19 protein-coding genes and 2 tRNA genes are annotated in these 21,656 nt (G+C 70.9%); 14 read left to right on the top strand and 7 right to left on the bottom strand.

The genetic code is table 11. From position 1 onward, the window contains the following. Positions 1–8 precede the first annotated feature (8 nt). Positions 9–872: a MurR/RpiR family transcriptional regulator gene (locus tag ABT369_RS27060; RefSeq protein ID WP_350616001.1), complete on the bottom strand. Its 864-nt coding sequence runs from the start codon at positions 870–872 to the stop codon at positions 9–11. Positions 873–967: 95 nt separating this feature from the next. Here ABT369_RS27060 and ABT369_RS27065 point away from each other — a divergent pair, with 95 nt between their 5' ends. From ABT369_RS27065 to ABT369_RS27095, 7 genes are all read left to right on the top strand, one after another. Next, positions 968–1,768 (top strand): MOSC domain-containing protein, encoded by an 801-nt coding sequence (locus ABT369_RS27065; protein WP_350616002.1) that lies wholly within the window; start codon positions 968–970, stop codon positions 1,766–1,768. Between the two features lie 107 nt (positions 1,769–1,875). Further along, positions 1,876–2,580, top strand: a complete 705-nt coding sequence (locus tag ABT369_RS27070) for a hypothetical protein (RefSeq protein ID WP_350616004.1) — start codon at positions 1,876–1,878, stop codon at positions 2,578–2,580. Positions 2,581–2,904: 324 nt separating this feature from the next. After that, positions 2,905–4,467: a circularly permuted type 2 ATP-grasp protein gene (locus ABT369_RS27075; protein ID WP_350616006.1), complete on the top strand. Its 1,563-nt coding sequence runs from the start codon at positions 2,905–2,907 to the stop codon at positions 4,465–4,467. Between the two features lie 12 nt (positions 4,468–4,479). Then, positions 4,480–5,427 carry an alpha-E domain-containing protein gene (locus ABT369_RS27080; RefSeq protein WP_350616007.1) on the top strand — a complete coding sequence of 316 codons (948 nt, stop codon included), beginning with the start codon at positions 4,480–4,482 and terminating at the stop codon, positions 5,425–5,427. Continuing rightward, positions 5,424–6,263: a transglutaminase family protein gene (locus ABT369_RS27085; protein ID WP_350616009.1), complete on the top strand. Its 840-nt coding sequence runs from the start codon at positions 5,424–5,426 to the stop codon at positions 6,261–6,263. Before ABT369_RS27080 ends, ABT369_RS27085 begins: the two co-directional genes overlap by 4 nt. Positions 6,264–6,286: 23 nt before the next feature. Next, positions 6,287–6,359: transfer RNA gene (locus ABT369_RS27090), tRNA-Leu, on the top strand. A gap of 81 nt (positions 6,360–6,440) precedes the next feature. Beyond that, positions 6,441–7,175, top strand: coding sequence for a DUF7873 family protein (locus ABT369_RS27095; RefSeq protein ID WP_350616011.1), 735 nt, complete (start codon positions 6,441–6,443; stop codon positions 7,173–7,175). A gap of 605 nt (positions 7,176–7,780) precedes the next feature. Here ABT369_RS27095 and bcp read toward each other — a convergent pair. Beyond that, on the bottom strand, positions 7,781–8,254 hold the full coding sequence (gene bcp, locus ABT369_RS27100) for a thioredoxin-dependent thiol peroxidase (protein WP_350616012.1): 474 nt from the start codon (positions 8,252–8,254) through the stop codon (positions 7,781–7,783). A 158-nt stretch (positions 8,255–8,412) separates the two neighbouring features. Between bcp and ABT369_RS27105 the strand changes: the two genes are divergently transcribed. From ABT369_RS27105 to ABT369_RS27120, 4 genes are all read left to right on the top strand, one after another. After that, positions 8,413–10,167, top strand: coding sequence for a copper resistance CopC/CopD family protein (locus ABT369_RS27105; protein WP_350616014.1), 1,755 nt, complete (start codon positions 8,413–8,415; stop codon positions 10,165–10,167). Between the two features lie 107 nt (positions 10,168–10,274). Next, the gene (locus ABT369_RS27110) at positions 10,275–11,498 is read left to right on the top strand and encodes a hypothetical protein (protein WP_350616015.1); all 1,224 of its coding nucleotides are present in this window, start codon (positions 10,275–10,277) and stop codon (positions 11,496–11,498) included. Positions 11,499–11,583: 85 nt separating this feature from the next. After that, the gene (gene orn, locus ABT369_RS27115; RefSeq protein ID WP_350616017.1) at positions 11,584–12,222 is read left to right on the top strand and encodes an oligoribonuclease; all 639 of its coding nucleotides are present in this window, start codon (positions 11,584–11,586) and stop codon (positions 12,220–12,222) included. A 53-nt stretch (positions 12,223–12,275) separates the two neighbouring features. Further along, positions 12,276–12,351: transfer RNA gene (locus ABT369_RS27120), tRNA-His, on the top strand. Between the two features lie 65 nt (positions 12,352–12,416). On the opposite strand, the gene ABT369_RS27125 is transcribed toward ABT369_RS27120, so the two are convergent. From ABT369_RS27125 to ABT369_RS27140, 4 genes are all read right to left on the bottom strand, one after another. Beyond that, complete coding sequence (locus tag ABT369_RS27125; RefSeq protein WP_350616019.1) at positions 12,417–13,676, bottom strand: delta-60 repeat domain-containing protein; 1,260 nt, start codon at positions 13,674–13,676, stop codon at positions 12,417–12,419. A 103-nt stretch (positions 13,677–13,779) separates the two neighbouring features. Then, on the bottom strand, positions 13,780–14,196 hold the full coding sequence (locus ABT369_RS27130; RefSeq protein WP_350616020.1) for a globin: 417 nt from the start codon (positions 14,194–14,196) through the stop codon (positions 13,780–13,782). 4 nt (positions 14,197–14,200) lie between these two features. Continuing rightward, entirely contained in the window at positions 14,201–15,691 is a 1,491-nt protein-coding gene (locus tag ABT369_RS27135) for an MFS transporter (protein ID WP_350616022.1), read from the bottom strand. Between the two features lie 215 nt (positions 15,692–15,906). Next, positions 15,907–16,923: a mechanosensitive ion channel family protein gene (locus ABT369_RS27140; protein ID WP_502891828.1), complete on the bottom strand. Its 1,017-nt coding sequence runs from the start codon at positions 16,921–16,923 to the stop codon at positions 15,907–15,909. 253 nt (positions 16,924–17,176) lie between these two features. Here ABT369_RS27140 and ABT369_RS27145 point away from each other — a divergent pair, with 253 nt between their 5' ends. From ABT369_RS27145 to ABT369_RS27155, 3 genes are all read left to right on the top strand, one after another. Then, positions 17,177–17,719, top strand: coding sequence for an HNH endonuclease (locus ABT369_RS27145; RefSeq protein WP_350616025.1), 543 nt, complete (start codon positions 17,177–17,179; stop codon positions 17,717–17,719). 569 nt (positions 17,720–18,288) lie between these two features. Continuing rightward, positions 18,289–18,597, top strand: coding sequence for an aa3-type cytochrome oxidase subunit CtaJ (ctaJ, locus tag ABT369_RS27150; protein ID WP_350616026.1), 309 nt, complete (start codon positions 18,289–18,291; stop codon positions 18,595–18,597). After that, positions 18,584–18,988, top strand: a complete 405-nt coding sequence (locus ABT369_RS27155; RefSeq protein WP_350616028.1) for a DUF5130 family protein — start codon at positions 18,584–18,586, stop codon at positions 18,986–18,988. Before ctaJ ends, ABT369_RS27155 begins: the two co-directional genes overlap by 14 nt. Before the next feature lie 56 nt (positions 18,989–19,044). Here the strand turns inward: ABT369_RS27155 and pepN are convergent, their stop codons facing one another. Further along, positions 19,045–21,591, bottom strand: a complete 2,547-nt coding sequence (gene pepN / locus ABT369_RS27160) for an aminopeptidase N (protein ID WP_350616030.1) — start codon at positions 21,589–21,591, stop codon at positions 19,045–19,047. Positions 21,592–21,656 lie beyond the last annotated feature (65 nt).

The raw sequence follows: 21,656 nt of genomic DNA on the forward strand, positions 1-21,656 counted from the left end.
CTCCTCGGTTAGGGCAGGAATACCTGACGAGTGGCGGCGGAGCGCTCGAACGCCTCGAGCCGCTCCTGGGTTTCGGCCGGTGCGGAGTCGCACATCGCCTGGAGCAGGATCGTCACCATCGCCATCGGCGCGGTGTGCATGTCGAAGACCAGGCGGGAGCCCACCGGCGCGGTGAGCACCACGTCCGACTCGGCGGCCGCCGGACTGACCGGTGAGTCCGTCACGGTGACGACACGAAGCCCCGCGGCCCGCGCTTCCCGGAGCGCGTCGACCGCCTCGCGCGGATAACGGGGCAACACAAACGCCAGCATCGCAACTGCACCGGCCGCGCGCGCCTGTTCCAGACGATCCGCGAGCAGGCTGCCTTGCTCCTGGACAAACCGTACATCCGGATGGACCTTGGCCGCGAAGTAGGCGAAGGCTCCCGCGAGCGCCGCGGCTGCCCGCAGGCCGAGGACCGGCAGTGGCCGGCTCGCCATCAGTAACTGCCCCGCCTCGGTCAGCGGCCCGGGGTCCTTGACCATGGCGGAGAGCTGCTGCAGGTTGGCGATCTCGTCGCCGAGCGCCTGCTCGAACTCGCTGACCGGAACGGACTCGTCGGCGTCGTCCACTGTGGATGAGCCGTGCCGGTAACCGTCGATCGTCACGCGCAGCTGGTCGCGGAGCGCGGGATAGCCCTCGAACCCCAGCGCCGTTGCGAACCGGGTCACCGACGGCTGACTCACGCCCGCGAGGGTCGCCAGGTCGCCGCTGGAGAGATAACCGGCCTGCCCGGCGTGCTCGACCAGGATGCGCGCGATGCGCCGCTGGACGGGCGTGAGGCGCTGTCCATCGAAGAGGTCGAGTATCCGCTGGCGCGGGGTGGAAGTCATGGGGTCAATGTAAGTCGACTTTCAGGCTTGCGTCAAGTGCATGAGATCATTCAGAATGTTGGCGGGAAGGGGGATGGCCATGCGAGTCTCTGAGCGTGCGGCTGAGCTACCTAGCGACCTACCCGATCAAGAGCTGCTACCGCGTCGAGGCGAAAAGCGCGGAAGTCGAGCCATGGGGCCTGGCCGGCGACCGCCGCTGGATCGTCGTCGACGAGGCGGCCAAGCTGATCACCCAGCGGGACTGGCCGCCGCTGGGGCGGGTCCGGCCGCGGTACAACGACTTCGGGCTGGTGCTCGAGGCGGAGGGGGCGGAGCCGCTCGCGGTGCCCTATCCGTCGGCCGAGACGTCAGACATCAAGCACTTCCACATGTGGATCGCCGCGACGTCCGCGGGGGACGTCGCGAACCGCTGGGTGTCGCAGGTGATCGGCCGGCCGGCCCGCCTGTTCCACCTCGACGATCCGACCCGGCGGGTGGTCGACCCGGAGTACGGGACGCCGGAGGACCGGGTCAGCTTCGCGGACGGCTACCCGCTCCTGCTGGCCAACGAGGCCTCGCTGCGGGCGGTCAACGACTGGCTGGCCGAGGACGGGGACGAGCCCGTCGCGATGACGCGGTTCCGGCCCAACGTCGTCGTCTCCGGCGCCCCGGCCTGGGCAGAGGACGACTGGATCGGCCGCCGGGTCGTCATCGGCGAGGTCTCCTTCCGCGTGCCGAAGGCGTGCGAACGGTGCGTGCTGACCACCATCGACCCCGAGACGGGTGAGAAGGGGCGGCAGCCGCTGCGGGTGCTGGCCAAGCATCGGCGGTTCCCGAGTGGGCTGCTGTTCGCCGTCAACCTCATCCCGGACATGCGCGGGAAGATCGCGATCGGCGACGAGATCACGGTCGTCTGACAGCGCCTGCAACGAGATTCGGACATTGACGACGAGAGCACGCCGGACGGCGAGGCGAAAGTGGCATAACGCGTCGCGGGGTGCTGCTGGCGGGACATGATCAAGGCGTGACGCCCGTGCGGGTGCGGCCCCATCTTGCCGAGATCCTCGATCGCACGCATCACGTCGTCGTGACGTTCAGCGTGCTCGGGAACCTGCTGCCCGAGCCGGAGACGGTGGCGCGGCAGGTCGGCGAGATGCTGCAGGAGACCGGGCATCGGATGTCGATCCTGGGCGGCACGAGCGACAACCCGTTCGAGGTGCTGGCCGAGGCGTACGAGGTGTCGGAGGAGGTGGGGCGCAGGGCCGAGCAGCTGATCCACGACGCAGAGGTCGACGCGGCGGACTGGGCGCCGGTGACCACGGGATCGACCGAGTTGCTCGAGGCGTGCCGGGCGACGGGACGGTCGGTTGCCGTGTACGCGCCGCACAGCGAGTCGGCGGTCGGGCGGTACCTGCACCGGCTGGGGCTGCGCGGGCTCGTCGGGCCGGCGCTGGGGCGGGGGTTCGCGATGCGGAACCCGGCGATCCGGACGATGGCGCCGGTGTTCGAGGCGATCGGGGTTCAGGCGCAGGACGCGGCGGTGGTGTGCGCGACGTTCTCGGCGATGTCGGCGACGCAGCGGGCGGGGGCGCATGCGATCGGGGTGGAGCGGATTCGGGAGCCGCGGAAGATGCTGCACGGAGGGGAGGGGCGCAATGCGGTGGTGCGGTCGTTGATGGCGCTGGCTGAGGCGATGAAGGAGGTCGGGTCGCCGCGGGGTCTGTTGTAGCGGCGCTCGGGGCCACCGGGTTCAGTGGCCTTCGTCGAGGGGCGGCCAGCGTCGGCGGCTGGGGCGCGGCGGTTCGCGGCTGAGGGCTTGCGGTGCGCGCCGTGGGCGCTGGTGGCTTGGGGCCGCGGCGGTTTGGGGCTGAGGGCTCGTGGTGCGCAGCGGGGGTGCGGGCCGAAGCCGGAACCGGAGACAGGGCTTCGAGGCACGAAGTCGGGGTGGGTGTGGGGGCTCCGTTGGGGCATTGAAGGACTGCTATCGATGCAAGATCAGTGGCCAAAACACACCGGTAATGTGAGTGAAATGGTTCGTGCCTAGGCTCCGTTCATGGCGGACATCTTCGATGAGTACTCGATGTCCGGGGCCATGTTCGAGGCGTGGGACGAGATGTTCGAACGCCCCGGGCAGCCGCGGTCGCCCTATCGGTCGTTGTTTGCTGCGCTGCAGCCGCTCGCGCCGGCTGACCTGCGGTTTCGGGCCGATCAGCTGGCTCGGGTGTTCACCGATCGCGGGGTCACGTTCGCCTACGCCGGGGAGGAGCGGCCGTTCCCGCTCGACCTCATTCCGCGCATCCTCGACGCCACCGAGTGGGATCTTCTCACCGCCGCGGTGCAGCAGCGGGTCAAGGCGCTCGAGGCCTTTCTCGCCGACATCTACGGGGCCGGGCGCGTGTTCGCCGACGGGGTCGTGCCGCGCAAGCTGATCACGACCAGTGCGCACTTTCACCGGCAGGCGTACGGCATCGAGCCGCCCAACGGCGTCCGGGTGCACATCAGCGGCGTCGACCTGGTGCGGGACGAGCAGGGGCATTTCCGGGTACTGGAGGACAATCTCCGCATTCCGTCCGGGGTGTCGTACGTGATCGAGAACCGGCGGGCGCTCACGCACACGATGCCGGCGCTGTTCGCCGATGCCCGGGTGCGGCCCGTCGACGACTATCCGGCCCGGCTCCTCGCGGCGTTGCGGGCCGCGGCGCCCGAAGGGGTCGACGACCCGACCGTCGTGGTGCTGACGCCCGGGGTCTACAACGCCGCCTATTTCGAGCATGCGCTGCTCGCGCGGCTCATGGGCGTCGAGCTCGTCGAGGGGCGCGACCTCGTGTGCAGCGGCAACCGGGTGCGGATGCGCACCACGCAGGGCGAGCGGCCGGTGCACGTCGTCTACCGGCGCGTCGACGACGACTTCATCGATCCGCTGCACTTCCGGCCGGACTCGGTGATCGGGTGCCCGGGGATCGTGAACGCGGCGCGGGCGGGGCAGGTCACGCTCGCCAACGCGGTGGGCAACGGGGTCGCCGACGACAAGCTGCTGTACACGTACGTGCCCGACCTGATCCGCTACTACCTCGCCGAGGAGCCGCTGATCGACAACGTGGAGACGTACCGGCTCGACGACCGCGACCCCGAGGTGCTCCACGACGTGCTCGGCCGGCTCGACCAGCTCGTGCTCAAGCCGGTCGACGGGGCCGGGGGCAAGGGGATCGTGATCGGGCCGCAGGCCTCCGAGGAGACCCTGGCCACGCTGCGGCGGGCGGTCGAGAAGGACCCGCGCGGCTGGATCGCGCAGCGGCCCGTCGCGCTGTCCACGTCGCCGACGCTGCTCGGGGACCGGGTCGCGCCGCGCCACATCGACCTGCGGCCGTTCGCGGTCAACGACGGCAACGAGATCTGGCTGCTGCCCGGCGGGCTGACCCGCGTCGCGCTGCCCGAGGGGGCGCTCGTGGTCAACTCCAGCCAGGGCGGCGGCTCCAAGGACACCTGGGTGCTGGCCCACCCGGGCGATCCGGCGCCGCCACCGCAGCCGCGGGTCGCCGCCGAGCCGCGCGACACCGGCGGGAGCCCGCGCGACAGCGGGCCCGCGGCCGCCCAGATGGCCGGACAGCAGCAGTAGGGAGGAGGGCAGATGCTCAGTCGCATCGCGGAGTCGCTGTTCTGGATCGGCCGGTACATCGAGCGCGCCGACGACACCGCACGCATCCTCGACGCCTTCCTCGGCCGGCTGCTCGAGGACCCGTGGGCCGACGAGGACGCGGCCTGCCGCACACTCATGTCGATCCTCGGCGCGCCCGCGCCGCAGGACCGCCGGCTCACCACCGGCGACGCGCTCGAGCTGCTCGCGTTCGACGCCGAGGACCCGAGCGCGATCTCCGGTGCGATCGTGGCCGCGCGCGACAACGCGCGGGGCGTGCGCGAGACGATCTCCAGCGAGATGTGGGAATGCCTCAACGTCACCTGGCACACGCTCGCGTCGCGCCGGGTCGCGGCCGAGCGGCTCGGGCCGACGGTCTTCCTCAGCTACGTGCGCGAGCGGGCGGCCGTGCTCGCCGGGCTCGCCGAGTCCACGATGAGCCGCGACGACGGCTGGCGGTTCCTGGTCCTCGGCCGCAGCCTGGAGCGGGTCGACATGACCGCGCGGCTGCTGTCGATCCAGACCAACACGCCCGACGAGGTGACCGGCTGGCGCACGGTGCTGCGCTCCTGCGGCGCCGACGAGGCGTTCCTGCGCACCCATGGCGGCACGTTCGACCCGCAGCGGGTCACCGAGTTCCTGCTCCTGGACCGGCTGTTTCCCCGGTCCGCCCTGCACGCGCTGGGTACCGCCGAGCAGTGCCTCGTCGACCTGGCCCCCACCACCGAACGCGCGGGCGTGACCGATGCCGCCCGCCGGCCGATCGGGCAGATCCGCACGCGGCTGGAGTACGCCGACACGACCATGCTGCTGGCCGAGCTCCCGCAGCACCTGCGCGCGCTGCAGCAGACCTGCGCGACGGCGAGCGCGGCCATCACGGCCCGGTACTTCCCGCAGTCCACGCCCGTCACGTGGGGCACAGTCGCTTGGGGTGGCTCATGAACTGGCGCCTGAAGATCCGGCACGTCACCGGCTACAAGTACGCCGGCACGGTCTCGGCCTCCTACAACGAGGCGCGGCTCACCCCGCTGACCCTGCCGTGGCAGACGACGCTCTTCAGCCAGGTCGAGGTCACGCCCGGGGCGGCCACGTACCGCTACCACGACTACTGGGCCACCCAGGTCACCGCGTTCGACCTGCACCGCCCGCACCAGCAGCTGCGCGTGGTCTCCAGCAGCCTGGTCGAGGTGTCGCCGCCCCCGACGCCGGCGCTCTCGCTCGGCTGGTCCGACCTCGGCACCGACCTGGTGCTCGACGCGCACGCCGAGTTCCTCGCGCACTCGCGGCTCACCGCGGTCGCCCCGGCCCTCGTCGCCGAGGTCTGGGACGCGTGCGGGGGATCCCCGGGCGACGCCGCCGAGGCCGTCTGTCACTGGGTGCGGGATCAGGTGTCGTACGTCCCCGGCTCGACCGGTGTGCAGACCAGCGCCCAGGAGGCGTGGGACCTGCGCAAGGGGGTCTGCCAGGACATCGCGCACCTGACCGTGGGCCTGCTGCGGGCGCGGGGGATTCCCGCGCGCTACGTCTCCGGCTACCTGCACCCCAAGGTCGAGGCCGAGGTCGGCGAGACGGTCGCCGGGCAGAGCCACGCCTGGGTCGAGTGGTGGGCGGGGGAGTGGGCCGGCTTCGACCCGACCAACGGCGTGCCCGTCGGGCCGCGGCACGTGGTGGTCGCCCGCGGCCGCGACTACGACGATGTGCCGCCGCTGCGCGGGGTGTACCACGGGGCGCCGAGCAAGCACCTTGGCGTCACGGTGGAGATCACACGCCTGGCGTGAGTATTGTGTCTCTGCGTTACGCGGGGGCCGTAGCCCAATGGCAGAGGCACACGGTTTAGGTCCGTGCCAGTGTGAGTTCGACTCTCACCGGCCCCACCGCCTCAAACGCTTCGTGCTCACGCGCCGCCGTTTATCGCTACTGCAACCTGTTTGCGGGCTCGTACACTCGTGCGCATCATGACGAAGCTGAATCAGATCATCGCGGTCGAGAAGGGCGTGAAGTCCCGCTCGTTCCAGGACCTCACCGAGTCCCACCACGTCCTGCAGAAGCCGGCGCTGCTGGCCGGCATCTCCCGCACCTACCGCCCGAAGGACGAGGAGGGCGAGCAGCTGCCGCCCGAGTCGACCCGGGTGCAGGTCAAGGCCGAGGAGGTGCTCCGCCAGACGGGCACGATCCTGACCCGCCTGTTCGACGTCACCGCCACCAAGGACTGGACGAACTGCGTGGCACGCGCGGACGTCTCGGTCGACGGTCAGGTCCTCCTGCGCGAGGTTCCGGTGTCGTACCTGCTCTTCCTGGAGAAGCAGCTCGCCGACCTCCTGACCTTCGTGCGCAAGCTGCCGATCCTCGACGCCGCGGAGACGTGGGTCTACGACGCCTCGGCCGACACGTACGCGACCGAGCCGACGCAGACCACCCGCACGAAGAAGATCCCGCGCAACCACGTCAAGGCCGAGGCGACGGAGAAGCACCCGGCGCAGGTCGAGGTCTACTACGAGGACGTGGTCATCGGCTACTGGAAGACCGTCAAGTTCTCCGGTGCGCTGCCGGCCAAGCGCGTGAACGAGCTCGTCGAGCGCGTCGAGAAGCTGCAGGCCGCGGTGAAGTTCGCCCGCGAGGAGGCCAACGGCGTGGAGGTCGTGGAGCAGGAGACCGGGGAGAAGGTCTTCCGCTACCTGTTCGGCGCCTGACCGCGCGGCGGCGGGGCCGGAAATCGCGTTTCGCCGATCGGTGCCGAGCGACTAAGATCGGCAGTGCGCAAGGAGCGCAGGCTGAACCTGAGGCTCAGTTTGACAGGTGCGCGCGGTGTCAATGTGGAGGTTCGATTCCTCCCGCCGTCACGACACGAGACGGCGTAGCCCAACGGTAGAGGCGGCCGCGGGAGCCGAAACACAAACTCAACTTCTCGCTCCAGTCTGAGCATCCGCCGCCGAACGCCGGATCAACCGAACGGGACGCCAGTCGTCGAGGTTGCGGGTTCAACTCCCGCTCGGTCCTCTCCATGGGCCGATAGCTCAATCGAAGAGCGCGACGTCATAATCTGATCTTCGTTCTTCAAACGTCGCCGGTGTGTGCAATTGGGCGGCAAGCCGAAGCCCGGTGGATGGATACTCCGCCGGGCTTCACCAATTCCCGCGCCGGCCGGGCTGACAGCAAAGAACGCGGACAGCAAGAACACGGACAGCAAGAACACAGACTATGACTCGGGTCCGTTTCACCGGCGGACCGTTGCTCCCGCCAGACACCGCTTGGCGCTGCGCGCCGTCGCTGCCAGGTCCGTGGCGCAAGAGCGCAGTCAGTCCAGACCGAGGTCCTTGCGCAGCTTGGCGACGTGGCCGGTGGCGCGCACGTTATACATGGCGCGCTCGATGAGGCCCTTCTCGTCGATCACGAAGGTGGAGCGGATCACGCCGAGGACGGTGCGGCCGTAGTTCTGCTTCTCGCCGTAGGCCCCGTAGGCGCGCAGGACCGCGCGGTCGGGGTCGGAGACCAGCGGGAAGGTGATCGCGTCGCGGTCGCGGAACTTGGCCAGCTTCGCGGGGGCGTCGGGGGAGATGCCGACGACCTCGTAGCCGGCCGCCTGCAGTGACGCAAGGTTGTCGCGGAAGTCGCAGGCCTGCTTGGTGCAGCCGGGCGTCATGGCGGCGGGGTAGGCATAGAGGACGACCTTGCGCCCGCGAAGGTCGGCGAGCGACAGTGGCTCGTCCCGGTCCGTCTGCAGCGTGAACTCGGGGGCGGTGTCACCCGGCTCGAGGCGCGTCGTCGTCATGCCCCCGACTGTAGCCCTCGCGTACGACAAAATCCGCCGCGACGAGGTCGACACACGTCGCTACGCAAAGTCATGGCGGAGTCGTGAAGGAGTCGTAGGGAACTTTTTGCTGCCGCCCCGCGACCAACTCACAATGACCGGCGCGAAATCATGAACCCATGACCCGACGCAGATGGTCCGTCCCCCTGGCGATGCTCCTCGGCGCCCTGGCCATCCTCGTGCTGCCCGCCGCGCCCGCCAGCGCGCACGCGGAACTGGAGAAGACCGCGCCGGTCGCCGGTACGGTGCTCAACGACATGCCCGGCGAAGTGACGCTGACCTTCAGCGAGCAGGTCCGGCTCGTCGCGGACAAGATCAAGGTCGTCGCGCCGGACGGCGGCCGGGCCGACACCGGCAAACCGGTCGTGCGCGACCAGGAGCTCGTCATCCCGCTCAAGTCCGGCGGTGCGAAGGGCACCTACCTGGTCAGCTACCGGGTCATCTCGGCCGACAGCCACCCGGTCAGCGGCGGCTACAGCTTCTCCTACGGCCAGCCGTCGGCCACCCCGAACGCCGACGACGCCGGCTCCGGCGTGCAGACCGACGGCGTGGTCAAGAACGCCATGTCGGTCGCGCGCTTCCTCGGCTTCGCCGGCCTCGTGCTGCTGGTCGGGCCCGCGCTCATCCTGTTCGCGCTGTGGCCGCGCCGGCTGTCCACGCGCGACCCGGGGCGCGTCGCGCTGACCGGCGCCGGACTGCTCGCGGTGAGCACGATCCTGGAGTTGTACGTCCAGATCCCGTACACCGCGGGCACCACGCTCTTCGACGTCACCGGCGCGGCCGCGAGCGAGGTGATGGGCACCCCGTTCGGCGCCGCGCACCTGGTCCGGCTCGGCGTCGTGCTCGCGACCGCGATCCTGCTGCGCCCCGTGATCGCCGGGCGGGCCGGGAAGTTCGACCAGACCATGCTCGTGATCCTCGGCATCGTCGGGCTCGCGACCTGGCCGATCTCGGGCCACCCGAGCGCCTCGCCGGTGCCGACGCTGACCGTGGTCGCCGACGCCGCCCACCTCGCGGCCATGTCGATCTGGCTGGGCGGGCTCGTCATGCTCTTCGGCTTCCTGCTGCGCCGCGCGAACGCCCGCGAGCTGAGCGCGATCGTGCCGGTGTGGTCCGGGTGGGCGCTCTTCGCCATCACGGTGCTCGTGCTCGCGGGCACCGCCCAGGCCCTCGTGGAGATCGGGACGCTGGACGCGCTCACCGGCACGACGTACGGCCAGATCGTCATCGCCAAGGTCGCGCTGCTCGCCGTCGTGGTGGCGGTCGCGGCGTACTCGCGGCGCCTGACCGGCCGCCGCTTCGCCCCGGCCACGCCGGCCGCGCAGGACGACCTCGCGGACGACGACGAGCTGGTGGACGACGATGCGATGGACGACGGGTTGATGCATGACGAGCCGGTGCAGGAGGTGCCGGTGATCGAGGAGCGCGACCGGCGCCGGCTGCGCACCGCGGTCATCACCGAGGTCGCGATCGCCGTGGTGGTGCTCGCCCTGACCTCCGTGCTGGTCCAGACGAGCCCGGCCCGCGCCGGGCAGAGCGACACCCCGCCGGGCCCCTTCGACACGGTGGTCTCCACGAACCTGCTCAAGATCCAGGTCGACATCTCCCCGGCGACCGTCGGCATGAACTCCATCCATCTGTACGCGGTCAAGCCCGACGGCTCCGGCCCCCAGACGGTCGTCGAGTGGAAGGCGACGGCGGCGCTGCCGTCCAAGGGCATCGAGCCACTGACGGTGCCGACGCTCGCGGTGAGCGACGACCACGCGATCGGCCAGGTTTCGCTGGTGTCCGCGGGCACCTGGGAGTTCAAGATCACGGCCCGGGTGGACGACCTGAACCAGAGCACGGTGACGGTCCAGGTCCCGGTCAAATAGCGCGAAAACCGCGACATTCTGGGGTTTTCGGGCGATACGTGCGGTCTGCGCCCGAATTGCCCGGTAATGTCGGGCCCGTAACGCCGGGGGGAAGAGGGGCCGCTGCCATGGTCGTGCGTCTGGTTCGGGCGGGTGTCGGCGCGCTGCTGCTGCTCATCGCGGTGCCGCTGGCTCTCGCCGGTGGCGGACTGCTGCTCGCCATGGAGCATCGGGCCGGCGACGACACGTTCTCGGCGCGACTGGAGCGGGTCCGTGCCGACGGCGCCGCCGTCGTCGTGCCCGACGTCGACGCGCTCCTGCGAGCCGACGCGCCGTTCGCGCGGGGTGGGCAGACCACGCTCAGCCTGTCGGCGGTCGGCTCCGGCGGCCCGCTCTTCATCGGGCTCGCGCCCACCACGGACGTCAAGCGCTACCTCGACGGCCGGGCCCACACGAGCCTGACCCACGTCCGCCTCGCCCGCGGCCCGCTGCCGGTCGAGCTGACCGCCGAGCCCGCGAACCGCACCGCGAACCAGTCGGTCGTCCACAACGACCCCACCGACCTCGCCGACGCCGCGAACCAAGCCGCGAACCAAGCCGCGAACCAAGCCGCGAACCAGGCGGCCGACCAGGCGGCGAACCCGGACGCGGCGAACCCGGCCGCGAACAACCCGGCCGCGAAGCGCCCGGCCCAGGAGAAGTTCTGGATCGCCCGCAGCGAGCAGCGCGCCGCCGAGGCCCGGCTCACCTGGTCGTCCTCGGCCCTGCGGGGCAAGCACCTCGCGCTCGTCGTGATGCGCGCCGACGGCCAGGCCGGCATCGACGCCGCGATCACCGCCCGCCTCGCCCCCGCCTGGCTCGGCCCCACCACCGGTGGCCTGCTCATGCTCGGCGGCGCCCTGTTCTTCCTCGCCCTGATCACGCTCGCCTGGCCCCCGGCCCGCCCGGCGCTGCAGGCCGCCGCCCCGGCCTCGGCCCCGGAGCCGCTCCCGATCCCGGCGCAGGCCACGCCCGAGGAGCCCGAGGAGCCGAAGGCGCAGGAGCGGGAGCAGCCCGAGGAGCCCGAGGCCGAGACCCCCGGGAAGGCGAACGAGCGCGTCATGGCCACCCTCGCCGACGTCCTCAAGGCCGCCGACGCGGAGGTGCCGGCCCCGGCGAAGCCCGAGGAGCCGGCCCTGGAGGAGTGCGAGCTCGACCGCCCCGCCCCCAAGGACGCCGGCCTCGAGATCGACCTCCCGCCGCTGCCGGCGATGCCCAACATCGAGCTGCAGTTCACGTGGGCCCCGCTGGAGGTCGGCGACGAGCCCGCGGCCAAGGCCGAGAAGCCCGCCGAAACGGCCGCCATGCCGTGACGCACGCCACATCGTGGCCCGGCTTTGGTAACGACATGGCGCAGTATGGGTGGTTGCCCGCACCGAGGAGCGAGAAGTCGGCCGAATGAACACTAGGCTGTCCGGTGTGGGTGATCTTTTGGTCTGGATCGACTGTGAGATGACGGGTCTCGATCTGGGGAAGGATGCGCTGATCGAAGTCGCGGCGCTGGTGACCGACCCCGATCTCAACGTGCTCGGCGACGGCGTCGACGTGGTGATCCACGCCGACGACGCGGCGCTGGACGGGATGCTCGAGGTCGTGCGCGACATGCACGGCAAGTCGGGCCTCACCGAGGCGGTGCGCGCCTCCACCGTGACGGTGGCCGAGGCCGAGGACCTCATCATGTCCTACATCACCGAGCACGTCCGCGACCCGCGCACGGCCCCGCTGTGCGGCAACTCGATCGCGACGGACCGGGGCTTCCTGGCGAGGGACATGCCGCGCCTCGACCACCACCTGCACTACCGGATGATCGACGTCTCCTCGATCAAGGAGCTGTGCCGGCGCTGGTATCCGCGCGTGTACTTCGGCCAGCCCGCCAAGGGCCTCGCCCACCGCGCCCTCGCCGACATCCGCGAGAGCATCCGCGAGCTGGAGTACTACCGCCGCACCCTCTTCGTGCCGCTGCCCGGCCCCGACGTCGAGACCGCCAAGGGGATCGCCGCCGAGTTGAGCCGGGAAGGCGACACGAACGCGTCATAACCCTGTCGACGAATCCCGTCCCGCATGCCCTACTATTAGCGGGCGAGTTCATGGTGGCTGTAGCTCAGTTGGCAGAGCACCGGGTTGTGGTCCCGGGTGTCGTGGGTTCAAATCCCATCAGTCACCCCATATGAAAGCGGCCCCCGTCCGAGGACGGGGGCCGCTTTCATGCAGAGGATGCTTCGTGCGGGGGCTCAGGAGAGCGGGAGCAGCGCCAGCCGGGCGTGGTATTCGCCGCCGATCTTCTCCGTGTCCGAGCCCACCAGCAGGCCCTGGGGCGTCGCCAGCAGCGCCCGGGCGCCCACGCCCCGCGGATTGCGCTGCGGGTTCCACGCCGTGGCCTTGCCCGTCTGCGGGTTGATGGCCGCGATGCCCGGCCGCGACACCGCGCCCGGCCCGGCCGTCTCGCGGCCCTGCGGGTTGTCCATCCAGCGCTGGTGCCCGCCGACGTAGATCGCGGCCCCGGTGTCCGCCACCGAGTACAGCGAGTCCCCGCCCGTGTGGTTCACCCACAGCGGCTTGTGCAGCCCGCTGCCGCGCAGGTCGAAGCGCGCCGCCGTGTCGCACATGAGGTCCTGGCCCCACTTGCGGCCCGTCGCCACGATCGTCGCGTACGTGCCCGTCGGGTCGAAGTCGATCCCGCGCAGGTACGTCTCGAAGCCCGCCCGGCACTCGTGCGCGTACGCGTCCGTGTACCAGTCCGCGAGCCGCACCGCCCCCGTCGCCGGAATGTCGATCATCACGACCTGGGCCCGCCACTGCCCGGCTGCCTGCTCGACCGCGCCGATCGCGGCGAGCCGGTGCCCGTCCGGGGTCAGGGCCAGGTCCTCGAGCTTCACGCGGGTCAGGTGCGGCGCGGCCAGCTTCATGTCGAAGGCCGGGTCGACGGCGCCGGTGGTCGCATTGAGGCGGGCCAGGCCGACGCGCTGGGTGCCGTTGATGGCGCTGAACGAGCCGGCCGCGTAGAGCCACTGCCCCTGCGCGATGAGCGCCCGGTCGTCGCCCCAGTTGATGGCCGCGGTGAAGGCGGGCACGCGGCTGCCGTCGGCCAGGCTGAGCTGCGCCAGGCCCCGCTGCGCGCCCCCGGCGATCTTCTGGAACGCCCCGCCGGCGTAGACGGTGTTGTTCGGCCCCGTGGCCAGCGCGAACACCGGCGCGTCGGGCTGCGGCGCGAACGGCAGGATCTCGCCCGTCGCGGCGCGGTACGCGAACAGGTTCTTGCGGTTGTACCGCACCTTGCGCTGGGCATCGGTGACGGTGCTGAAATCGCCGCCGACCACCACCGTGTCCCCGACCAGCGCGAACGCCCGCACCTCACCGTCGAGCACGTTCGGGGTGAAGTCGGCGGGGTTGGTGGACACCTGGGTCGGCTGGTTCAGCGCGGCTGAGGCGGGGATGGCGACCGCGAATGCGGCCAGTGCTGTGGCGGCAGCGGCGATCAGGCGTCGGCGCATGCAGGCGTCTCCTCGGTCGTTTCATGGGTCCGGCTGTGCCACCGGAGACGGCGGCACATAGCCAAGACAACGGGAAACGTGGCGAAAGGAAACGCTAAAGCCGCTAAAGCACCTTAACGGCCGGAGAGTCCGATTCTTCCGGGTCGTCGGCGTTGACCATGAAGTGGGCCGCGCGCTCCAGGTAGTCCCAGAGCACCGCCTCGTGCTCGGGCGCCAGCTCGATCGCGTCGACGGCCCGGCGCATCTGCCGCAGCCAGGCATCGCGCTCGGCGGAGGCGATGCGGAAGGGGGCGTGGCGCATCCGCAGGCGCGGGTGGCCGCGGTTCTCCGAGTAGGTCGTCGGGCCGCCCCAGTACTGCATCAGGAACAGCCGGAAGCGCTCGTTGGCCGGGCCGAGGTCCTCCTCGGGATACAGCGGCCGCAGGATCGGATCCTCGGCCACGCCGGCGTAGAACTCGTCGACGAGCTTGCGGAAGGTCGGCTCGCCGCCGACGAGCTCGTAGAAGTTGGGGGACGTCACGCCATCAACTATGCCGCGCCGGCTGCGAGGGCGGTGCGGGCGGGAGGCCACCGAGCTCCGTGGTGCGCTCGGTCAGGTCGACGGTGACTTCCGGCGGGTCGACCATCATCGGCTCGCGGCGCGGGCCGGGGGAGGGGCGCCGGCGCGGCGGCAGCGGCACCCGGGCCAGGTCGATGGTGACCTCGCCGAGGTCGTCGATGGTCTCGTGCTCGGCGGCGTACTGCGCGGCCGCGGTCCGGACCTTGTTGGCCGCGATCGCGTCGGCGATGGTCGCCTTCGCCGGCCAACCGGCGATGATCAGCACGGTGGCGCCGAGCCCGGCGATCCCGAAGTAGCCGACGACGTCGGGGAGCGCGTAGCTGGTGGCCAGCCAGCCGGTGAGCAGGATGGCCCCGCCCTGCAGCAGGTGCACGCCGCTCTGCATCACGCCGAACGCGCGGGCCCGGTACGCCGGCGGCAACACCTGCACGAAGAGCCCGTTGCCGGCCGGGAGCGTGATCGCCAGCGAGGCGCCCGCGACCAGCGTCATCACGACGATGAGCGGCAGTTCCGGGTCCAGCAGGGCCGGGACGAGCGCGAGGGGCGTGACGATCGCGAGGGGGCGGATGAGCGCGACCCGGCGCTGGGGCGGCAGCAGCCAGGTGACCAGGGCGCTGCCGAGCACGAAGCCGGCCGCGGCCGCGGTCATGATGACGCCGAAGCCGAACGCGTCGGAGTGCCCGGCGAGGTGGGCGGCCCAGGCCGCGGCCAGCCCCTCGGGGACCACGCCGAAGCAGACCCCGGCGAAGACGATCAGCGCGATCGAGCGCATCACCGGCGAGCGGAACACCACCCGGTAGCCGTCGGCCGCCTCGCGCAGCAGGCCGGTGTGCTCCTCGTGCTTGAGCGAGGGCTGCCGCTCGGCGACGGCGAGGCTGATGAGCAGCGCCGAGACCGCGAACGTCAGGCCGTTGACCAGCAGGGCGAGGGAGCCGTTCACGGCCACGAGCAGGGCGCCGAGCGCGTAGCCGGCGATGAGCGAGACCTGCCCGGTGGTGCGGTTGAGCACGATCGCGGTGACGTACCGCTCGCCCTGCAACAGCTGCGGCATGAGCGCCGAGCGGGAGGCGTCGAACGGCGGGCTCAGCAGCGCGTTGCCGAACAGCAGCGCGATGACCAGAGCGGTCGGCATCCCGGGAAAGGCGGCCAGCACGAGCATGATCCCGGCGCGCAACAGGTCGCAGCCGATCATGGTGCGCCGATACGGATGCCGCTCGGCCCAGGCCGACAGCAGTGCCCCGAAGCCGAGCCAGGGCAGGTAGCTCACCGCGAACGCGGCGGCGGACATGATAGGGGAGTTCGTCTGCTTGTAGACCAGCGCGACCACGGCCGCGCGGGCCACATTGTCACCCAGGCTCGACTGGGCCTGCGCCGCGAACAGGGCCGCGAACTCGCGGTTGGCCAGGGTCTCGCGGATCGTGGCGGGGCGCTTCGCGGACTCGTCGGGGTGCGGCACCGGCAGAGCCCCCTTCCCCTTTGGTCGCGACGGCGGAATGTTCGCGGGCGCGGCCGAACCGGTCAATCCGCCCGAGAGGGGTCAAAGGCGGCGGACCGGGACACTGTGCAGCGATGCACCTGAACGAACGGACGATAACCGACTGACCACCCGACGCGCGACCCTACCCTCCGGGTTGATCACAGATGGCCGTGAGATTGGACAAACACCACCGATCAGGTGGGTCCACCCGGTCCCGGCTCGCCGCCCTCGCCGTTGGCCGGGCGGATGTACATGCGCGCGGCGGAGAGCTGGGCCGCGATCCCGGCGCGCTCGAGCGACTCGGTCAGCCGCCGGCGCAGCTCGCGCCCGATGCGCCACTGCGCCTCGTTCGACGTCTTCACCGTGGTCCGCAGCACCGCGCCGTCCGCGGTGAGCTGCTCAACGCCGAGCACCTTCGGCGGGTCCATGAAGTCGTCGGCGTAGTCGGGGTCGTCGGCGAACGCGTCGGCCGTCTCCTGCAGCACCGCGGTGGCCTGGTCGACCGAGACGAACCCGACCGGCACGTCGACGTTGACCACGGCCCAGCCCTGGCTCTTGTTGCCGACCCGCACGATCTCGCCGTTGCGCACGTACCAGACCACGCCGCCCGCGTTGCGGATCGTGGTGATGCGCAGCCCGACCGCCTCGACGGTGCCGGTGACCTCGCCCACATCGACCACGTCGCCGACGCCGTACTGATCCTCGAGCAGCATGAACAGCCCGGCGATGAAGTCCTTGACCAGGTTCTGCGCGCCGAAGCCGATCGCCAGGCCCGCGATGCCGGCGCTGGCCAGCAGCGGCCCGAGGTTGATGCCGATCTCGCCGAGCACGAGCATCGTCGCGATCGTGAACACGACGGCGGAGGCGATGCTGCGCAGCACCGAGCCGAGCGCCCGGGCGCGCTGGTTGCGCCGCTCCGAGGGGGCGGACAGCGTGGGCAGCCGCTTGCGCAGCGGCCGCAGCATCGCGCCGCCGGCCTCGTTGTCGCTGACCGTGTGCTTGATCAGCCGGTCGACCGCCCGGTGGATCAGCGCCCGGATGATCAGCGCGATGATGATGATCACGAGGATCGTCACCGGTTTGACCAGCACCCAGTAGCTGCTCTCGGCCAGCCATTTGTTCTTGGTCTGGTCGAAGATGAAGTCGCAGAAGCCGGATTTGTCGGCGCAGCTCGGCGTGCTTCCGGGCTTCGGCGTCTCCTCGAACGGCATCGCGATGGGGCTGATCACGGGGCTCCTAGCAGCAAACCGGGGCGAACGGGGCAAGTCCGCCCAAACAACAGGGGTGACGGGCGAAGGTTCACCCGACGGCCGCAAATAGTACGTGCAATCCGAGGATCTATCAGGGACGATTAGCCCACGGACCACCGCCGGTGGGCCCGCAAGCAGACCTCACGTGGCCTCATCCGGGGACGCATCGGGGCCCATTCCAGGGAGATTTCCTTCACGCACTAGGGGGACGGCGATGCCTGACATACGACCCGCACGAGTATCGGGTGCGCTGGTGCTGAATGCCACCTTTGAGCCGCTGTGTGTCGTGTCTGTCAGACGTGCCACCATCCTGGTCCTGACGTCGAAGGCCGTGTGCGTCGCCGACGGTGACGGGATCCTCCACAGTGCGATGAACGAGTTGCCGGTGCCGTCCGTGGTCCGGCTCACCCGCTACGTCCGGGTGCCGTACCGCACGCACATAGGCCTCTCCCGCCGCGGCATATTCGCTCGCGACGGATGGCGTTGCGCCTACTGCCGCGGCCCGGCCGAGACCATCGACCACGTGATGCCACGCAGCCGGGGTGGGCGGCACGCCTGGGAGAACGTCGTCGCCGCCTGCGCCCGTTGCAACCACACCAAAGGTGACAAAACGCCAGCCGAACTCGGCTGGCGTTTGCATGCCACCCCCATTGCGCCGAAGGGCGTGGCCTGGCGTGTCCTCGGTCACCGCACGCCCGACCCGCGCTGGGCCGACTGGCTGGACCTGCCCGTGGACGGCCTGCAGCAGGCCGCATAAATCCATGGCTCGGGTCCGCGTCAGTCGCTGACCGTTGCTCCCGCCAGACAAATGGGCGGGCCCGAGGGCCTTCGGCCGGAGGGGCCCGCCCAGCCAGGCCCGCGGTGCCAAGGGCGTCATGTGACGCGCCCGAGCTCAACGCCGTAGGACGAGTCCGCGCCAGTGCCGGCGACGTCCCGCGGCCGCGCCATGCCCTTCGGCCCCGGACTCGCGCAGCGGCACCCGCACCGAGCCCGCGGAGTGGCACAGATCCCACAGTGTGAGGACGCCCACCCGGTGCGTGACAGTGGTGATCGCCACCATGTCGGCGATCGCGCCCGACCGGTACGCCACGTGCGAGAGGCACACCAGCCGGCCCAGGGAGTTGCCGTCGAAATAGACCAGCTCGGTGTCCGGAATGTAGAATTGCGCCGAGAATGTCCGATCGGGTCCTGGGTGTCGAGCTATTCGGCATACTGGCGCGAGAGGGCCATGAACGTGACGGTAGGCCCCCGGCAACCGGCTGGTCATTGCCGCCCGCTAACGTGAAGCCGGTCTTTTAGTCCCTTCGACGCCTGGGGGCGTTGAGCTTGTCCATCATCGAGACGACGCTGATCTTCGCCGGGATTCCGGTTGCGGTCATCCTGATCATCGCGGGCGCCGTCTACGCGGGGGGTTCCCGCCGTAGCAGGCGCTACCGGCCCGGACGGCCGTTCGATTTCACGCCCGTCTGGTTCCTGTCCGCGCCCGAGCAGCAGACCGAGGCGGCGCACGCCCGCGAGCTCACCGGTGTGCGGCGGGCCGAACTGACCGCGAGTGGCGAGAGCTCCGGCGTGACCGACTGGTCGGGCGACCGGACGCAGCCGCAAGTCATCGGAGGCGCAAGTGACCGGTGGTAGCCCGGCCGGCCTGACCGGCCGGCCCGAAGTCCTCAACGGCCCGTTCACCACGCGCCAGCTGCTGCGCCTGGACGAGGCGCTGCGCCTGGCCGACTCGTCGACCGGGCTGACGTTCAGCATCTACGTCGGCGACCTCGAGGAGCCGGGCCGGACCTACGCCGAGAAGCTGCACGGCCAGCTCGCCGACCCGGCCAACACGGTGCTCATCGCCCTGTCGCCGAACCAGCGCGTGCTGGAGATCGTGACCGGTGGCGAGGCCCGTCGCCGGCTGCCCGACCGCGCGGCGAAGCTCGCGGCGCTGTCGATGGCGGCGGCCTTCGGCGGCGGCGACCTGGCCGGGGGCCTGGTCTCGGGCCTCGCCCAGCTGGCCGACCACGCGGGCAAGCACTGAACTGACGCGAAAAAGAGGCGCCGCGCTCGACTCGAGCGCGGCGCCTCTTTCCTGTCTCAGGAGGCCTCGGCGTCCTTCGCGCGCGCCTTGAGGGCCCGCACGATCCCGTCGCGCCCCTCGCCGACCAGGCGGCGCAGCGGCGCCGGCGTGCCGGGCGTGGCCAGCCAGGCCTCGGTGCGCGCCACGGTGTCCTCGCTCACCTGGTAGGCCGGGTACGCCATCTCCACGAACTCGGCCGCCGGCTCGCTGTCGCGGTGCTCCCAGACGGGCAGCAGCGCGTCGAAGTAGGCGGGCACGAACGGCGCCGTCAGCTTCGTCTGCGCCGAGTGCTGGAAGCCCTGCAGCAGCGAGCGCTGCAGCCAGTTCGGCAGCGCGTGGTCCTCGGTGAGCCGGCGCCATGTCTCGGCCTTCGACTCCTCCGTCGGCACCAGCGCCCGGCCCAGCGCCGCCTGCCGCTCGCCGCTGGCCGTGCGGTCGCGGTCGAGCTCGGCCTCGATCTGCTCCGGGTCGGCCGCGCCCGCCGCGATCAGCGAGTGCAGGATGCCCCAGCGCAGGTCGGCCTGGATGGTCAGCCCCGGCGGCACGTCCTCGCCGCGCAGCCAGCCCGCCAGCACCGCGAGGTCGGCCTCGCTGCGCGCGGCGGCCGCGAACGAGCGGGCCCAGGCCAGCTGGAAGCCGCTGCCCGGCTCGGCCGTGGCCAGCGCCGCGCGGGCGGTGTCGGCGAGCTGGGCCCAGCCCTGCGGCCCCCACGCCGGGTCGGCGTAGAACACCAGCGCCGACTGGGCCTGGCGGATCGTCGCGGTGACGAGGTTGATGTCGCGCTCGGCGGGCAGGCCGGTCGCGACGAGCTTCACGTAGTCGCGCGCCGCGAGCTCGGCGTCGCGGACCATGTCCCACGAGGCCGACCACACCAGCGCCCGGGCCAGCGAGTTGTCCAGCCCGTCGATGTGATCCACGACGACGGCCATCGAGGCCGGGTCGAGGCGCAGCTTGGCGTAGGTGAGGTCGTCGTCGTTGAGCAGCAGCACGTCGGCCGCACGCACCCCCGCGAGCGCGGCGATCTCGGTCTGCTCGCCGTCCACGTCCGCCTCGACCAGGTCGCGGCGCACCAGCCGGCCGCCGTCGGCCAGGTCGTAGAGGCCGATGCCGATGCGGTGCGTGCGCAGCGTCGGGTAGGCGGCCGGGGCTTCCTGGCGCACCACGACGCGCTCGTAGGTGCCGTCCGCGGCCACGGCGATCTCCGGGCGCAGCGTGTTCACCTGGGCCGTCTCCAGCCACTGGGCGGCGAACTTGCGCAGCTCCTTGCCACTGGCCGACTCGAGCGCGGTGAGCAGGTCGTCGAAGGTGGCGTTGCCCCACTGGTGCTGCTGGAAGTAGGCGCGCAGGCCGCTGCGGAAGGCGTCGATGCCCACGTACGCGACCAGCTGCTTGATGACGCTGGCGCCCTTGGCGTACGTGATGCCGTCGAAGTTGACCTCGACCGCCTCGACGTCCGGCATCTCGGTGTAGACGGGGTGGGTCGAGGACAGCTGGTCCTGCCGGTAGCCCCAGTTCTTGCGCACGGAGAGGAACGTCGTCCACGCGTCGGTGAAGCGGGTCGCGTGGGTGTTGCACCAGTGGCTGGCCCACTCCGCGAACGACTCGTTCAGCCACAGGTCGTCCCACCAGCGCATGGTCACGAGGTCGCCGAACCACATGTGGGCGAGCTCGTGCAGGATCGTGTTCGCGCGCTGCTCGTACTCGAAGTCGGTGACCGGTGAGCGGAAGATGTAGTGCTGCTCGGCGTGGACCACGCAGCCGAAGTTCTCCATCGCGCCGGCGTTGAACTCCGGGGAGTACACCTGGTCGTACTTCGGCAGCGGATACCGGATGCCGAACTCCTCGTGGAAGAAGTCGAAGCCCTGCTTCGTCACCAGGTTGATGTCGTCGGCGTCGAGGTACTGCTTCATCGACTGCCGGCAGAACACGCCCAGGTCGATGCCGTCGTGGGTGTCGCGGACCTCGTGGTACGGCCCGGCGCACACGGCGGTGATGTAGGTGCTCATCCGCGGCGTGGCCTGGAAGTGCCGCACGAGGCCCTCCTGCCGCTCGAGCGGCATGTTGGAGATGACCTTCCAGTGCGCGGGCGCCGTGACCCGGAAGGTGAACTCGGCCTTGAGGTCCGGCTGGTCGAAGCAGGCGAAGGCGCGCTGCGCGTCGGCCGTCTCGAACTGGCTGTAGAGGTACACCTCCTTGTCCACGGGGTCGACGCTGCGGTGCAGGCCCTGGCCGGTCGTGGAGTACGCGAACTCGGCGTCCACGACGAGCACGTTGTCGGCCGCCAGCCCGGACAGCGCCAGGCCGCCCTCGGTCGTCCAGCCGCTCGTGTCGACGGGCTCGCCGTTGAGCGTGGCGCCGTGCAGGGTCGCGGCGGCGACCTCGATGAAGGTCCCGGCCCCCGGCTCCCGGCAGGTGAAGCGCACCTCGGTGGTCGACCGGAACGTGCCCTCTCCCGGATGCCCGGCGCCGTCGGTCAGGTCGAGGCTGATGTCGTACGCCGTGACGCCGAGCAGGCGGGCCCGCTCGACCGCTTCGACCTGGCGTAGGTTGCGTACACCGGCCACGTGTCGTCTCCTGTCGTTTCGCTGTGGCCGTCCCCGTCGACGGCGTCACCCCGAGTGTTCCATGC

This window comes from Dactylosporangium sp. NPDC000244 (assembly GCF_040300725.1).
Lineage (GTDB): Bacteria > Actinomycetota > Actinomycetes > Mycobacteriales > Micromonosporaceae > Dactylosporangium.